At 66.7% G+C, this 15,188-nt stretch carries 13 protein-coding genes; 5 read left to right on the plus strand and 8 right to left on the minus strand.

The genetic code is table 11. From position 1 onward, the window contains the following. Positions 1–14 precede the first annotated feature (14 nt). Positions 15–1,295 carry a phosphoribosylamine--glycine ligase gene (gene purD / locus A8950_RS14420; protein ID WP_133614374.1) on the minus strand — a complete coding sequence of 427 codons (1,281 nt, stop codon included), beginning with the start codon at positions 1,293–1,295 and terminating at the stop codon, positions 15–17. A gap of 58 nt (positions 1,296–1,353) precedes the next feature. On the opposite strand from purD, the gene xseA reads away from it, so the two are divergent. From xseA to A8950_RS14435, 3 genes are read left to right on the plus strand one after another with little or no spacing between them, the layout of a single operon-like run. Continuing rightward, entirely contained in the window at positions 1,354–2,871 is a 1,518-nt protein-coding gene (xseA, locus tag A8950_RS14425) for an exodeoxyribonuclease VII large subunit (RefSeq protein ID WP_133614375.1), read from the plus strand. Continuing rightward, positions 2,868–3,692: a M23 family metallopeptidase gene (locus A8950_RS14430; RefSeq protein WP_208109865.1), complete on the plus strand. Its 825-nt coding sequence runs from the start codon at positions 2,868–2,870 to the stop codon at positions 3,690–3,692. The genes xseA and A8950_RS14430 overlap by 4 nt, the downstream gene beginning before the upstream one ends. 55 nt (positions 3,693–3,747) lie before the next feature. After that, entirely contained in the window at positions 3,748–4,944 is a 1,197-nt protein-coding gene (locus A8950_RS14435) for a hypothetical protein (RefSeq protein ID WP_133614376.1), read from the plus strand. A gap of 7 nt (positions 4,945–4,951) precedes the next feature. On the opposite strand, the gene A8950_RS14440 is transcribed toward A8950_RS14435, so the two are convergent. From A8950_RS14440 to A8950_RS14450, 3 genes are all read right to left on the minus strand, one after another. Continuing rightward, a complete protein-coding gene (locus tag A8950_RS14440) occupies positions 4,952–5,263 on the minus strand; it encodes a P-II family nitrogen regulator (protein ID WP_133614377.1) in 312 nt (103 codons plus the stop codon). An 8-nt stretch (positions 5,264–5,271) separates the two neighbouring features. Continuing rightward, on the minus strand, positions 5,272–6,276 hold the full coding sequence (locus A8950_RS14445) for a sodium-dependent bicarbonate transport family permease (protein WP_133614378.1): 1,005 nt from the start codon (positions 6,274–6,276) through the stop codon (positions 5,272–5,274). 102 nt (positions 6,277–6,378) lie between these two features. Further along, positions 6,379–7,077 (minus strand): pyridoxamine 5'-phosphate oxidase family protein, encoded by a 699-nt coding sequence (locus A8950_RS14450; protein ID WP_133614379.1) that lies wholly within the window; start codon positions 7,075–7,077, stop codon positions 6,379–6,381. A 112-nt stretch (positions 7,078–7,189) separates the two neighbouring features. Here A8950_RS14450 and pdxR point away from each other — a divergent pair, with 112 nt between their 5' ends. Together pdxR and A8950_RS14460 are read left to right on the plus strand one after the other, a co-directional pair. Continuing rightward, positions 7,190–8,710, plus strand: coding sequence for a MocR-like pyridoxine biosynthesis transcription factor PdxR (gene pdxR, locus A8950_RS14455; RefSeq protein ID WP_166645189.1), 1,521 nt, complete (start codon positions 7,190–7,192; stop codon positions 8,708–8,710). A 32-nt stretch (positions 8,711–8,742) separates the two neighbouring features. After that, positions 8,743–9,609: a C13 family peptidase gene (locus A8950_RS14460; RefSeq protein WP_133614381.1), complete on the plus strand. Its 867-nt coding sequence runs from the start codon at positions 8,743–8,745 to the stop codon at positions 9,607–9,609. 252 nt (positions 9,610–9,861) lie between these two features. Here A8950_RS14460 and A8950_RS14465 read toward each other — a convergent pair whose 3' ends face one another. From A8950_RS14465 to A8950_RS14480, 4 genes are all read right to left on the minus strand, one after another. Next, a complete protein-coding gene (locus A8950_RS14465) occupies positions 9,862–10,338 on the minus strand; it encodes a DUF1203 domain-containing protein (RefSeq protein ID WP_133614382.1) in 477 nt (158 codons plus the stop codon). A 374-nt stretch (positions 10,339–10,712) separates the two neighbouring features. Further along, entirely contained in the window at positions 10,713–13,112 is a 2,400-nt protein-coding gene (locus A8950_RS14470; RefSeq protein ID WP_133614383.1) for an adenosylcobalamin-dependent ribonucleoside-diphosphate reductase, read from the minus strand. A 176-nt stretch (positions 13,113–13,288) separates the two neighbouring features. Next, complete coding sequence (locus tag A8950_RS14475; RefSeq protein ID WP_133614384.1) at positions 13,289–14,104, minus strand: alpha/beta hydrolase; 816 nt, start codon at positions 14,102–14,104, stop codon at positions 13,289–13,291. A 108-nt stretch (positions 14,105–14,212) separates the two neighbouring features. Continuing rightward, positions 14,213–14,584: a hypothetical protein gene (locus A8950_RS14480; RefSeq protein ID WP_133614385.1), complete on the minus strand. Its 372-nt coding sequence runs from the start codon at positions 14,582–14,584 to the stop codon at positions 14,213–14,215. Positions 14,585–15,188: the final 604 nt, after the last annotated feature.

Raw genomic sequence — 15,188 nt, forward strand, 5'->3', positions numbered from 1 at the left:
TTGTCCCCCCTTGCCTATTTGCCGCGCGCGAGGGCGCGCCAGCCGATATCGCGCCGGCAGAAACCGCCCGGCCATTGAACAGCATCCACCGCCTGGTAGGCCAGCGCCTGCGCCGAGGCGACGTCCCTGGCACTTGCCGCCACCGCCAGCACGCGGCCGCCGGCCGCGACGATCTCGCCCTTGTCGTTCTGTTTCGTCCCGGCATGGAACACGGCCACATCCCTGATGGTGGCAGCGGCGTCGAGGCCGCCGATCACGGTCCCGGTCTCGGGCCTGCCCGGATAGCCTTTGGCCGCCATGACGACGCAGAGTGCCGCATCGTCGAACCAGCGCAGGTCAAAATTCTTCAGGGTCCCGTCGCGCGCCGCGATCAGCGCCGGCACCAGATCGGATTTGAGGCGCAGCATCAGCACCTCGCATTCCGGGTCGCCGAAGCGGACATTGAACTCGATCAGCTTCGGCCCGCCTTCCGTCACCATGATGCCGGCGAAGAGGACACCCTTGAACGGCCGCCCCTCCGCCGCCATGCCCTGGACCGTGGGGCGGATGATCTCCTCCATGATGCGCCGCTCGATTTCGGGCGTCGCCACCGGGGCCGGCGAATAGGCGCCCATGCCGCCGGTATTGGGGCCGGTATCGCCATCGCCCACCTGCTTGTGGTCCTGCGCCGAGGCCAGCGGAATGGCATGGGCGCCGTCGCAAAGCGCAAAGAAGGAAAGCTCCTCGCCTTGCAAAAATTCCTCCACCACCAGCTCGGCCCCGGCCTCGCCGAATTGCCGGTCGGTCATCATGGCGTCGATGGCGGCCTCGGCCTCGGTGCGGGACTGCGCGATGACGACACCCTTGCCCGCCGCAAGGCCATCCGCCTTGATGACGACGGGAAGGCCCAATGTCGCCGCGAAGGCCTTGGCGGGGGCGGGTGCGCGGAAGCGGCGATAGGCGGCAGTCGGCACGGCGTATTTGGCGGCCAAATCCTTCATGAAGCCCTTCGAACCCTCAAGCTCGGCCGCTTTGGCGCTCGGCCCGAAGGTCGGGATTCCGGCCGCTTCCAGCGCGTCGGCGAGGCCCGCCACCAGCGGCGCCTCCGGCCCCACGACGACAAGGTCGATCGCCTTTTCGCGCGCAAACTTCACCAGCCCCGGAATGTCGTCGACGCCGATCGCCACACATTCGGCTTCCGCCGCGATGCCGGCATTGCCCGGCGCGCAATAGAGCTTGTCGCACAGCGGCGAGGCCGCGATTTTCCAGCACAGGGCATGCTCGCGCCCACCCGATCCGACCACCAGAATCCGCATGCTTCCGACCCGATTTCCCTTCACCACAGGCGCCTGCGATACCATAGAATAGGGCGCCATGACAGATATCGATTCGATCCCGCCAAACGCGCCGCAAGGCCAGCCAGCCGCTGGCCACAATGCCGGCGAACTGACCGTTTCCGAGCTTTCCCAGGCGATCAAGCGCACGCTGGAGGGCCGCTTCGAGCGCGTCCGCGTGAAGGGCGAAATCTCGGGCTTCAAGCGCGCCGCCTCCGGACATCTCTACATGATGCTGAAGGACGAGAACGCCGCCCTGAAATCGGTCTGCTGGAAGGGCAATGCCGCCCGCCTCGGCATCAATCTCGAGGACGGCATGGAGGTGATCGCCACGGGTCGCATCACCACCTATGGCGACCGCTCGGAATACCAGCTCGTCATCGAGCGGGTGGAACTGGCCGGCATCGGTGCGCTCCTCAAGATGATCGAGGAGCGGAAGAAGAAGCTGGCCGCGGAAGGTCTGTTCGATCCGGCGCGCAAGCGCCGCCTGCCCACCCTGCCCAATGTCATCGGCATTGTCACCTCGCCGACCGGTGCCGTCATCCGCGACATCCTGCATCGGCTCGAGGATCGCTTCCCGCGTCATGTCCTCCTCTGGCCGGTCCTGGTGCAGGGCGAGGGGGCGGCGCAGCAGATTGCCGCCGCCATTCGCGGCTTCAACGCGCTCGAGGCTGGTGGCGACGTGCCGCGTCCCGATCTTCTCATCGTCGCGCGCGGCGGCGGCTCGATCGAGGATCTGATGGCCTTCAACGAGGAAATCGTGGTGCGGGCGGCGGCCGAGAGCGCCATTCCGCTCATCTCCGCCGTCGGCCACGAGACCGACACCACCCTGATCGATTTCGCGTCCGACCGCCGCGCGCCCACCCCCACGGCGGCGGCCGAGATGGCGGTGCCGGTGCGGGCCGAGCTCATCACCCAGCTGGGCGAGATCGGCCACCGCCTCGCCGCCGGCACCAACCGCCGCCTCGCGGAAGCGAAACTGGCCCTCGACGGCCTCGCCCGCGGCCTGCCCGAACCGATGCGCCTCATCCTCGAGAAATCGCAGTTGCTCGACGGCTGGCTGGAGCGCTGGCTGAACGCCCGCCTGCCCTTCTTCCAGCGTCGCGCCGACCGCCTCGCGCAGCTGAAGGCGGAATTGAAGACGCCGCACCAGCAACTGGCCGAGGCCAGTGGCGCCCTCGAAAATGCGGCAGGCCGGCTGCAGGCGACGATCGGCCTCGCCCTCGAACGCCAGCACCGCGCGCTCGACCGCAGCGGCGCCGGCCTCAACCCGCGCATCCTCACCGACCTCGCCGCCAGGAAGCGCCTCGCCCTCGATCATCTCGGCCAATTGCTGGACAGCTATTCCTACGAGAAGGTGCTGCAGCGCGGCTTTGCCCTGGTGCGCGACGGGGACGGCGCACCGATCCTCGCCGCCGCCGCCGTCGGCGCTGGCCAGGTCCTCAAAATCCAGTTCCGCGACGGCGTGGTCGATGCGACCGCCGATGGCGCCGCCTCCCCGAAACCGAAATCACGCAAGGCTGGCGGCGAGTCCGGCCCGCAGGGTTCGCTGCTGTGAAGCGCTTTCTCGCGATCGTCCTGCTCTGCGCCATCGCCAGCACCACACCCGCCGCCGCAATCGACATCACCGGCGACCTCATCCCGGGCGGCATGGCGGTGGGCCGGACCACGCCCGGCGCCACGGTCCTGCTCGGCGATGCGCCGGTCATGGTGGGAGGCGACGGCCTTTTCGTGATCGGCTTCGGCCGCGACCAGCGGGCGACACAGCTGACCATCATCCATGCCGACGGCCGCAGCGAGCAGCAGGTGCTCGACCTTGCTCCGCGCGCCTACGAGATCCAGCGCATCGACCAACTGGAACAGAACATGGTGACGCCGGACCCGGCGACCGAGGCGCGCATCAAGGCGGACCAGGAACGGGTCCGGGCGGCGCGCGCCACCCCCAGCGAAAGACGCGACTTCCTGGCCAGCTTCATCTGGCCGGTTGAGGGCCCCATCAGCGGCGTCTATGGCAGCCAGCGCATCCTCAACGGCACGCCGAAGGCGCCGCATTTCGGCACCGACATCGCGGCACCGACCGGCAGCCCGGTGGTGGCCCCGGCGGACGGCGTGGTGCGCCTCGCCGAGCGCGACCTCTACCTCACCGGCGGCACCGTCATCCTCGACCACGGCCACGGCATCTATTCCAGCTATCTGCATCTCTCGGCGGTCGAGGTTGCGGTTGGGCAGGCGCTGAAACAGGGCGAGCGCCTGGGCGCCGTGGGGGCGACCGGCCGCGCCACCGGCCCGCATCTGCATTGGGGCCTCAACTGGCACGAAACCCGCCTCGATCCGGCCTTGCTGGTGCCGCCGATGCCGGCTGGGGCAGCGGCGCCTTGACGACTCGCCGCCACCCACCATACTGGCGCCAAACCGGGCGGAAGTGGACAGAAGCATGAGCGAGATCGATGAACTGACCGACTGGATCGCCAATCCGCCGATCAACCGCGGTACGGTCCCCTATGTCCTCATCCTCAATCTCGAGGAATTCACCCGCTCCAAGGAGGGCATGGAATTCCTCAAGGCCTTCGCCGACCGGCTGGAAGAACTGTTCGCCGGGCGCGGCTGCCGGCTCTATCGCCTCAGCCTCGCCAGCCTGGTGATGACGGTCTCGGACCAGGAGGTGCTGGTCTCCGGTATCCTCTCCGACACCAAGATGCAATTGCTGCGCATGATCGGCCGGCAATTGCCGGACTATTTCGGCGCCGTCGACGTCAACCGCATCACCCAGATCATCGACCTCCGGCGCGAGCGGCAGCGGGCACTGGAAACGGTGCGGCGCCTCGCCGAACAGGCAGCCAGCGTCGACCAGGTCTCGCACATGATGGACATGCTGCTGCTCGAGCACATCGTCCGAATCGAGGCGGCACACAAGCAATGGGGCGATGCGCGCTTTGCCGATCTCTTCCTCAGGAGCCAGCAGATCGCGCTCTATGAGGAAGGCAAGCCGCTCAGGCCCGTGATGAGCGAGTTCTTCGCCTCGATGTCGGCGCTCAGGCAGCATTTGCTGGTCGGCGTCGACATGCGCCACAACAAGAACGTCTTCAACCAGATGACGGTGACGCTGGACCGCATCATCCTCAAAGCCATCGACGCCATCAAGCGGCCGGAACAGCGCGCCTCGCTCAACATCAACATCGAGAGCGTCTTCTCCAGCGATTTCGAGGCGTTCGAGCGCAAATCGCTCAATTCCCTGCGGCGCTTCAATTTCGAGTTCCGCATCGGCGACATCATGGCCAACTTCACCGAATTCCTGGCGGCGCGCGACCTCATCCAGGGGCGCGGCGGCACGGTCGCTATCGACGGCCTGCTGCCGCCGCTCATCAACGTGATCGACCTGACGCAGCTCAACCCCAACATGGTGAAGGTGTTCTGGCAGCCCGGCCTCGGCCCTGAACTGCTGCGCCGGCGCAGCCATCTCGACCGCCTGCGCCAATCCGGCATCGTGCTCGCCATGGCCAGGGTCGACGACGAGGAGGGCTATGCCTGCGGCCAGGAACTGGGCTTCGGCATGTTCCAGGGCTTCCACATCGACAAGCTGCTGAGCACGCCGGCACCCATTCCATTGTCCGAATATCGCGGCGTGGGCTGAAGCCGATTCAGGAGAAATGCGCGCTGCGGATCACCTCGACATCCGACATCAGGATGACGCCGGAATAGTCCGCCATTGCCGCATAGAGTTTCGGCACCAGACGCTCGGCCAGTTCCGGCGAGGCGATGACGACGATGGCGAGCTTGCCGGAACCCGGCGTAATGCCGATCTCCTGCCAGGCGCCGTGATGGCCCTTGCCGCCGATCACCGGATGCGTCGTATATCCCGAGGCGCCCTCGGCCTCGATCGCGGCCACGAGGCGATGCTCGATCGCCGATTCGACGATGATCTCAATGCGCTTCTTGCGATGGGTCTGCATGGAGGACCTCAGGGTTGCAGCAGCGCCTGCGCCATCGCCGCATAGAGCGGCAGGCCGAGCACGATGTTGAAGGGGAAGGTGACCGCCAGCGAGAGGGTGATGGCAAGCCCGCCATCGGCCCGCGGCAGGGCAAGGCGCATGGCCGCCGGCACCGCGATATAGGAGGCGCTGGCGCCCAGCACGACGAACAGCATGCCGTTGCCGGCCGGGATGCCAAGCAGGGCTGCGATCAGCAGCGCGACGCCGGCACCGCAGAGCGGCACCAGGATGCCGGCCAGCAGGGTGCCCGGCCGCGGCAGGCCGGATTGCGCCAGGCGCCGCGCCGCCAGCAGCCCCATGTCGAGCAGGAACAGGCAGAGCACGCCCTTGAAGGGATCGAACATGAAGGCGGCGACACTCTCGCCGCCCTTGCCGCCGGTCAGCCAGCCGATGACAAAGGCGCCAATCAGCAGGGTGACGCTGCCGTTGAGGAACACCTCATGCGCCATGCGGCCGAGCGGCGGCCGGTTGGCTGAAATCGCCGCCGTACCCGCCGCCGGCGCGCCGAAGCGATGCGCCAGAAAGAGGCCCGCCATGATCGCCGGCGTCTCCATGAGAGCCGCGATCGCCACCATCTGGTCGCTGAAGGCAAGGCCGGCCTCGCGCAGATAGGCGGTGGCCGCAATATAGGTGACGATGCTGATCGAGCCGTAATGCGCCGCGATCGCCGCCGCCGAGACGGGCTCGATCCCGCCCAGGCGCCGGAAGAGGACATAGGCGAGGAAGGGCAGCAAGAAGCTGAGCAGGATGCCGGCGAGGCAGAGCAGCAGGAAACGCTGGTCGATGCCGTTTTCGGCGAGCGCGATGCCGCCCTTCATGCCGATCGACATCATCAGATAGATCGAGAGCGCCTTGGCGATCGCCTCGGGAATGGCGAGATCCGATTTCGCCCAGCCGGCAGCCAAGCCGAGGGCGAAGAACAGCACCATGGGCGACAACAGGTTTTCGGCCGCCGCCTGTGCGATCGACGCCATCTGGGATCCCCTCACCGGAATTGCGGGCGGGATATGGGGGTTGCGGCGCCGGGTTTCAACACCTTTTCCCGGCGCCTTTTTTCTTTGGCGCTACCCTGGCCCTCAGCCCAGTTTCCCGGCGCAGGCCGTGAGCACGGCATCGAATCGGGCGCCGGGCACATAATCGGCAAGGCCCGAGGGGAAGGCGATGCCGGGCGTCAGCTTCGGGTCGGCTTGCGCCTCTCCCACCACCTGCGCCAGCGGGATGACGCCGGCCCAGCAGCCGAGGGCATAATCCGCATCGTCATCCTTGGGCGGGCCGCTGCGGGTCTTTGCCGAGGCTTCCTCGATCTCCATCATGATGACGGTGGTGCCCTTCAGCTCCTGCTTCTCGTTGCCGCGGATCTCGCCGCGCCGACCGGGATAGAGCCGGTCGACGAAGAGGTCGAGCTGGCGCGCTTCCTCGGCCGGGTCGGCGACGAGCCTCGCTGTGCCGAAGGCCATCACCGAGCGGTAGTTGATCGAATGATGGAAGCCCGAGCGCGCCAGCACCAGCCCGTCGAGATGGGTGACGGTGACGCAGGCCGGCACGCCCGCTTCCTGGAAGCGCAGCATGCGGCTTGCCGCCGAGCCGTGCCAGTAGAGTACCCGCCCCTCGCGCCAGAAGGCAGTCGGCGTGACATAGGGCTGGCCGTCGATGACATAGCCGACATGGGCGATGAAGGCGGCGTCCAGGATCGGGAAGATGGTGGCTTCGTCATAGCGCCCGCGCTCGTGCAGGCGCTTCACCTTGCTGCGGTCGGTGGGGGTGAAGGCGTTCATGGTCCTGGCTCCGGATATGGCTGGCTGTCGGATGCAAGGGGATTTATCGCCAAAGCGGTTCCATGATAAGGTCCGGTTTCGTCATTCTTCAGGTACCACTTTGGAGGGCCGATTGCCCCGCCGCAAAGGCCGCGCCAGCCTGGTGTCGCCGAGCCTCGATGGAGCCGAGGCGGCGCCGCTTTTCCGCCAGCTTTACAACGAGTTGCGTGGCGCCATCCTTTCCGGCCGGCTGCGCCCGGGCGAGCGCCTGCCGGCGAGCCGCGCGCTGGCCGAGGAACTCGGCATCTCGCGCAACACGGCGCTGGCCGCCATCGAGCAACTGACCAGCGAGGGCTATCTTGCGGCCCGGCCCGGTTCCGGCACCTATGTCGCCGACAACCTCCCCGATCTTGGTGCACCGGCATCCCGCGCCAGACAGAATGGGCGCGGTCAGGTGAAGGCCAGGATCCCCGCCCCCGAAATCCCGCCGCGCGGCGCGCGGCTGCTCGATGTCGCCGGCTATCGCCCCGAGAACCCGTCCGGTAAATACTGGCCCTGCTTCGCGCCGGGCCTAACCGATCACAGCGACTTCCCCTTCCCGCTCTGGGCGCGGTTGCTGGCCCGCGCCTGGCGCTATCCCAAGGCCGAGCTGGTGGCGGGCGGCGATCCCGGCGGCTATCCGCCGCTGCGCCAGGCGATCGCCGACTACCTGCGCCAGGCGCGCGGCATCGATTGCGCGGCCGACGATATCCTCATCGTCAGCGGCATCCGCCAGGCGATCGACCTCACCTGCCGCTTGCTGCTGGAACCGGGCGACCCGGTCTGGATCGAGCGGCCGGGCTTTCCCGGCCTGGGTGCCGCCATCGCGGCCGGAGGCGGGCGGCTGGTCCATGTCGCAGTCGATGACGAAGGTCTCGACCTTGCCGACGGGCTCAAACAGGCGCCCCGGGCCCGCCTCGCCTGCGTCGCCCCCTCGCATCAATATCCCCTCGGCGTGGTGATGTCGCTGAAGCGCCGGCTCGACCTCCTCGCCTGGGCACGCGAAGCGCGCGCCTGGATCCTGGAGGACGATTACGACAGCGAGTTCCGCTATGCCGGAAGGCCGCTGGCGGCACTCCGCAGCCTCGATGCCGATGGCCGCGTCATCTATGTCGGCACCCTTTCCAAGCTGCTTTTCCCTTCCCTGCGCATCGGCTACCTGGTGGCGCCGCCTTCCCTCGCCCAGGCTTTCCGCCGCGCCCGCGCCATCGTCGACGACCAGCCGGCCATGGGCGTGCAGCCGGCCCTCGCCCAGTTCTTCGCGGACGGGCACCTCGCCGCCCATGTGCGCCGCATGCGCAAGCGCTACGCCCACCGCCAGGCCCTGCTGCTGGCCGCAGCCGCGCACCATTTCGGCGACCGCATCCGGCTTGAACCGGATGCCGCCGGCCTGCATCTGGTGGGGCAAAACCGGCTGAAGGGCCGCAGCGATGCGGCGATTTCCGCGGAATTGCGCGAAGCCGGGCTGACGGTCTCGCCGCTTTCCGCCTATGATGTCGGCCCTGTCCAGGGCAACGGGCCCAAAAGGCAGGGGCTGATGTTCGGCTATGCCGCCGTGCCGGAGGCGATGATCGAACCCGGCATCGCCGCCATCGCCCGGGTACTGAAACTGTGAGTGAAGCTGTGAGTCCACGAACGAGGTTCCGAATGCATGTGCTGCGCCTGGCTGTTCTTCCCCTGATGCTGGGCCTTGGCGCCTGCTCGTCCTCGCTTTTCGGCGGCGATGCCGCACCGGCACCGGCGCAGACTGCCGCGGCACCCGCGGCCGTGCCGCAGGCTACCCCGGAAACGGCACCCGCTGCTCAGGCGCCCGTTGCGGCGGAACCGGCCCCCGAGCAACAGGCATCGGCGGAGCCCGGCCAACCGGCGCGCTGGGGCGCTCTCTTCGTCGCCGGCGACCATTCCATCACCGCCTTCGACAATGCGACGCGGCGCTTCTACAACATCATGCAGGGCAAGCCGCGCATGAAGCTGGCGCGCCTCACCTCGGACCCCGCCATCGCCCCCTCGCCGAACGAGATCGCCAGCCTCGGCACCCTCGACGAATCCTTGGGCTTCATCAACAGCACCGAGGCCGCGAACTGCTTCCTCTTCATGACCTCGCATGGCAAGCCGGCCGGCTTCTATCTCTCGCAGCATGACAATGTCGGCGGCCTGCTGCCGCCGCGCACCCTCGACTGGCTGCTCGACCGCCATTGCGGCGCCAAGCCCACCGTCGCCATCATCTCGGCCTGCTACAGCGGCATCTTCCTGACCGAGGGCATGGAACAGCCCAACCGCATCATCCTCACCGCCGCCCGCGCCGACCGCCCCTCCTTCGGCTGCAGCGCCGAGCAGACCTATACCTTCTATGACGAATGCCTGATCGAATCCTGGCTCTGGGCCTATTCCTGGCGCGAGCTCCATGAGAAGACGACGGCCTGCGTCGCGCAGAAGGAAAGCGAACTGGGCATGACCCCCTCGGAACCCCAGGCCTATTTCGGCGAGGCGGTCGCGGAACTGCCGATGCCGTGAGGGGCAAGTCCGGCCAAGTCATGTTCCGTATTACCAGTGTCATCCCCCGCGCAGGCGGGGGATCCACGAGTTGCCTTCTTCACCCTGGATTCAGCCATTGGCAAACGCGCGGATGGCGCGACCAAATCGGGCCATGACAGGATAAGTGCGCGCCAAAATCCTCACGCGCCGCCATCATGTATTTGCCGTCCGCCAATCTCATGTCGTCATGCCTGGACGTGATCCGGGCATCCACTCGTTCAGCGGCTCCCCTCACGCCCGCTCGATGCGGCACTGGAAGCAGTTGTTGAGCGCCGAACGCAAATGCAGATAGGCGACATCCGCGCGGGCCAGCAGCGCGCCGGCCGCCGCCGCCAGCTCCGCCGGCGCCACCAATTGCCCGGTGCCATAGACGATGCGATCCTGTGCGTTGTAGCCCTTCAGCAGAAAGAGCTTCCGCGCCACCACCACCGGCGGCAGCGCAGCGGTTTCCGGATAACGCGGGCATGGATCGGCATGGAGAAAGATCGGCCCCGTCTCGGCATAAGGCTGCGGCGCCGGGAACGGCCGGTGGTTGAGGATGAGATAAGGCTCCCCCGCCGCCACATCCCGCTGGCAATGCCGGCACGGCACCCCGTCCCCATCCGACACATGCCGCTCCGGCACCTGCCCATTGGCATCCGGCCCACCTGCCTGCAAGGCACGGACGAGATCGGTCGGCAGGGAAACGAATTTGATGGCAGGGTTCATGGCTAGGCTCCGGCGCAGGGGATGCGGCGGAGGATGGGCTGATAGACCGTGTGCGGGCTATCCGATGCTTGCGGGCGTTCCGGAGTGATTCCGGTTTGGCTGGATCCACGAAAAAATCGGTTGAGTTGTCATGGCCCGCTTCAGGCGGGCCATCCACGAATTTGTCAGCCGACAGTAAAACTAACTCGTGGATGCCTCGGCCGAGCCGGGGCATGACAGGAATGGAGCAGATCAGCCCCGCCACGCCATTCGTCACCCACGCCTCGCCCCCCCTCATCGTCATGCCCGGACTTGATCCGGGCATCCACTCTTTCAACGGCACCCCTGGATCCCCGGGTCAAGCCCGGGGATGACGGCAAGGAGCTATCGCCCCCTCACCCGCACTTGCTGTAGCCGCACGACGTGCAGAGGTCGCAGCCTTCCTGGCGGATCAAGGAGGGCGAGTTGCATTTCGGGCAATGCGGCAGGCGGCGCCCGCCGGCATCGCCATTGCCCTGCCCGTCGGCGAGGTTGGCGACTTTCCTCGCCACCATATGCTCGATCTCGCTGCGCTCTTGCGCCGGGTCCGGCATGAAGCCGATGGCGATGAGGTGCTTCTCGATCACCTCGCCGATGGCGGCGAGCAGCGAGGGCACATAGCGCCCGCCGACCCAGGAGCCGCCCCGGGGATCGAACACCGCCTTCAATTCCTCGACCACGAAGGAGATGTCGCCGCCGCGCCGGAACACGGCCGAGATCATGCGCGTGAGGCCGACCGTCCAGGCGTAATGCTCCATGTTCTTCGAATTGATGAAGACCTCGAAGGGCCGCCGGCGGCCGTCCTGGATCACGTCGTTGATGGTGATGTAGATGGCGTGATCGCTCTCCGGCCAGCGCACCTTGTAGGTGGCGCCGGGGAGTGCTTCCGGCCGGTCGAGAGGCTGGGTCATGTAGACCACACCGCCCGCCTCATAGACATCCTGCGGCTTCGGCGCGTCGATGGGGGCGGCAGCCGATTGCGGCACCACCGCCTGGCCGCCGCGCGGCGCCACCACCAGGGGCAGTTCCGGCTGCTGGGTCTTCGGCGCATCCTTGGGCTTTGCTTCCAGGACCGAGCCGGTGACGTCGTTCGGACGATAGGTGGTGCAGCCCTTGCAGCCCAGTTCATAGGCCTCGAGATAGACCGATTTGAAATCCTCGAAGGAGAGATCGACCGGGCAATTGATGGTCTTGGAGATCGAACTGTCGATATATTTCTGCACGCTGGCCTGCATCACCACATGGTCGTGCGGGCTGAGCGATTGCGCATCGACGAAGTAATCGGGGAGTGCCGCGTTCTCGCCATGCAACCGGCGGAACAGGCGGTAGGCATAGTCGCTCACCTCCTCCGCCTGGCGGGTGCCGTCCGGCATCAATACATGGCGGGTGTATTTGAAGCTGAAGACCGGCTCCAGCCCCGAGGAGACGTTGTCGGCGAAAAGCGAGATGGTGCCGGTGGGGGCGATCGAGGTCAAAAGCGCGTTGCGGATGCCGTGCGCCGCGATCGCCGCCTGCACCTCGGCATCCATCGTCTGCACCGTCTCCGAGGCCAGGAATTTCTCGCGGTCATAGAGCGGGAAGGCGCCCTTCTCGGCGGCGAGCTCGGTCGAGGCCAGATAGGCGGCCCGCGCAATGGCCGCCAGCCATTCTTCGGTCAGGCGGATGGCCTTCGGCCCGCCATAGCGCGCCTCGCACATGATGAGGGCGTCGGCGAGGCCGGTGACGCCAAGGCCGATGCGGCGCTTCGCTTGCGCCTCCGCCGCCTGGGCGTCGAGCGGGAAGTTGGAGACATCGATGGTGTTGTCCATCATGCGGACCGCCACCCTGACCAGCTGCTCCAGCGCCGCGAGATCCAGCTTGGCCGCGGCCGTGAACGGGTCGGAGATCAGGGTGGTGAGGTTGATCGAGCCCAGGAGGCAGGCGCCATAGGGCGGCAAGGGCTGTTCGCCGCAGGGGTTCGTGGCGCTGATCGTCTCGCAGTAATGGAGGTTGTTTTTCTTGTTGATGCGGTCGATGAAGATGACGCCCGGCTCGGCATAGGCATAGGTCGCCCGCATGATCCGGTCCCACAATTCCCGCGCCTGGACCACCTTGTAGGTCGTCCCGCCGAATTTGAGTTCCCAGGGCTCGTCCGCCTTCACCGCCGCCATGAAGGCATCGGTCACCAGGACCGAGAGGTTGAACATCCGCAGGCGCCCGGGGGTCCGCTTCGCCTCGATGAAGGCCTCGACATCCGGGTGGTCGCAGCGCAGCGTCGCCATCATCGCGCCGCGCCGGTGGCCGGCCGACATGATGGTCCGGCACATCGCGTCCCAGACATCCATGAAGGAGAGCGGGCCGGAGGCATCCGCCCCCACCCCCTTCACCGGCGCCCCCTTTGGCCGGAGGGTCGAGAAGTCGTAGCCGATACCGCCGCCCTGCTGCATGGTGAGGGCGGCTTCCTTGAGATGGGTAAAGATTCCGCCCATATCGTCGGGGATCGTCCCCATGACGAAGCAGTTGAAGAGCGTCACGTTCCGCTTGGCCCCGGCCCCGGCCAGGATGCGCCCCGCCGGCAGGAACTTGAAATCGGCCAGCGCCTGGTAGAATTCTTCGGCCCAGCGGGCGCGGTTCTCCGGCGCCTCGGCCGCGGCCAGGGCGTCGGCCACCCGGCGCCAGCTATCCTCGATGGTCTTGTCCACAGGGGCGCCGTCCAGCGCCTTCAGCCGGTATTTCATGTCCCAGATCTGTTGGGAAATTGCGGCCACCTGAGCCATCGAATCCTGTCCTCTTTTACGCGTGATCGTCTAGACGAGCACGCAGTCTAGCAGATTTCGTTCCGGATTCATTCTCGGAGTTGTACCTGTCACAGAAGGCACACAAGACACTCCAGTGGATTGATTTCACAACAAAGCCCGAAAATTTTCCACTTTTCCACTGGCTGTGGACAACCTTATCCACCCAATTCCGCGAGGAAGGCCAGAACCCGCTCCGGCATGCCGTGATGCATCAGGTCGTTGTGCCCGGCCGCTTCCGGGAAATAGCCCTGCTTGGGTTCGCGGGCCCGTTCCAGCAATTGCCGGCCAAAGGCGACGGGCGTGGTGGCATCGCGCACACCATGGATGACGAAGAGCGGCTTTCCCACCCGGTCGATCTTGGCAAAATTGTCGAACTTGTCGCGTACCAGGGCATCGAACACCAGGAAGGGATAGCGCGCCCGGGCCGACCGGGCGATGGAGGCGAAGGGGGCCTCGAGGATGAGGGCGCGGGCCGGGCGCTCGGTCGCCATCTGGGTCGCCACGGCGGCGCCGAGGGATTCGCCGAAGAGGATCAACTGATCCGGCGCAACCCCCTGTTCCTGCAGGAAATCGAGGGCGGCACGCGCATCCTGGTAGAGCCCATCCTCGCTGGGCGTGCCGGGATTGCCGCCATAGCCGCGATAGCCCACCATCAGGATGCCATAGCCCTCCGCGGCATAGGGCAGGATGCGCGGTACGCGGTTGCCGCGATGGCCGGCATTGCCGTGGAAATAGGCGATGACCTGCCCATCCGCCCGCTGCGGCTTGAGATACCACGAGGTGATCGCCAGCCCGTCCGCCGTCTTCAGGGTGACCTCGGCCATGCCCTCCGGGGCAAAGAACTGTGCCGGGGTGACCGCCGCCGGGTCGGGACGGAAGACGATCTTGCGCTGGGCGAAGACCAGCGTCAGCAGCAGCAGCAGATAAGTGGCGGTCAGACCCACCGCCACACCGGTCAACATCACTTTCATGCGCCCCCAGTCAGAAGGTTGCGTCGCGCCAGCGACGGCGATGCCTCAGGATATTATCTCAACATATTATTATTAAAGAAATAATGCCGCCAGCAAGGCGACGCCAGGTCACGGCAGGTGGCGATAGCGGAAATAGGAGACGAAGCGGTCGACCGCTTCCGCCCCCTCGGTCGCGCACCAGTTGCGCTGTCCGGAAAGGCCGCGGTCGAAATATTCCAAATCGGCGGCGAGGTCCGCCTTGCGCGCCAGTTCGAAGGTTTCGGCCGGGCGGATGTTGCCTCGTGCCAGCAAATCATGGCGCAGCAGGACATAGCCCATCAGCACGGGCCGGTCGGCCAGGCCGCAATATTGCGCCACCGCGAGGTCGTAATAGGCCCGCGAGAGGATCTCGGCCGGGGCGAGGTCATCGGCCCGCGCCATCCCGGCCCGCACCATTCCGGCCGGTACCAGCAGCGCCGCCGTGACGACGCCAGCCGCCACACGTTTTCTGCCTCGGATCCAATTCCACATTCCCTCTTCTTAGGACCTTTCGCCCGCCGCCGATAGGTCCGCAGGGAGCTGCCTAAAAATTTGTTCGAATTTTGTTCTTGACATTTCTACGCTGACCGCGTATATAACGCATTGTGCGCACAAAGGCGGGGCCGATTGATCACCGGCGCCGCAACCTAAGAACCCGATAGATGGCCCGGCGGCATTTGCCGCCACAGATGGAATGACCTGGTTGTCCCAGGGGCAAGCCGGCTTCAACCCTGCCGTTGAGCGGGGCGCTCCGAGGTTCGAGAGTCCGAGGTTCGAGAGCGGGCGGCGCATCCCGGAACCCTCGCGCTGGGGGGTGACGGCTTGTGGGTCCAGCCGCGAGGGAGATCCCCTCGCGCCTGCACCCGGGGAGCCACAGCGCCTACAGGCCGGCAGCAGCCGGTCCCCCGGAGCCAGCGGGTCAGCGGCTCCCCTCCGGGCCGGCGGGTTGCCGGCGTCCCCTCGGCGCGTGGCATGCCCATGTTCGCCCCTGCCGGTCGATGGCGGCGCGTAATCGCCCCCTCCGGCCGGCAGGCCCGGCATGGCGGTGAACGCGCCCCTCGCGGCG

Source organism: Dongia mobilis, from assembly GCF_004363235.1.
GTDB lineage: Bacteria > Pseudomonadota > Alphaproteobacteria > Dongiales > Dongiaceae > Dongia > Dongia mobilis.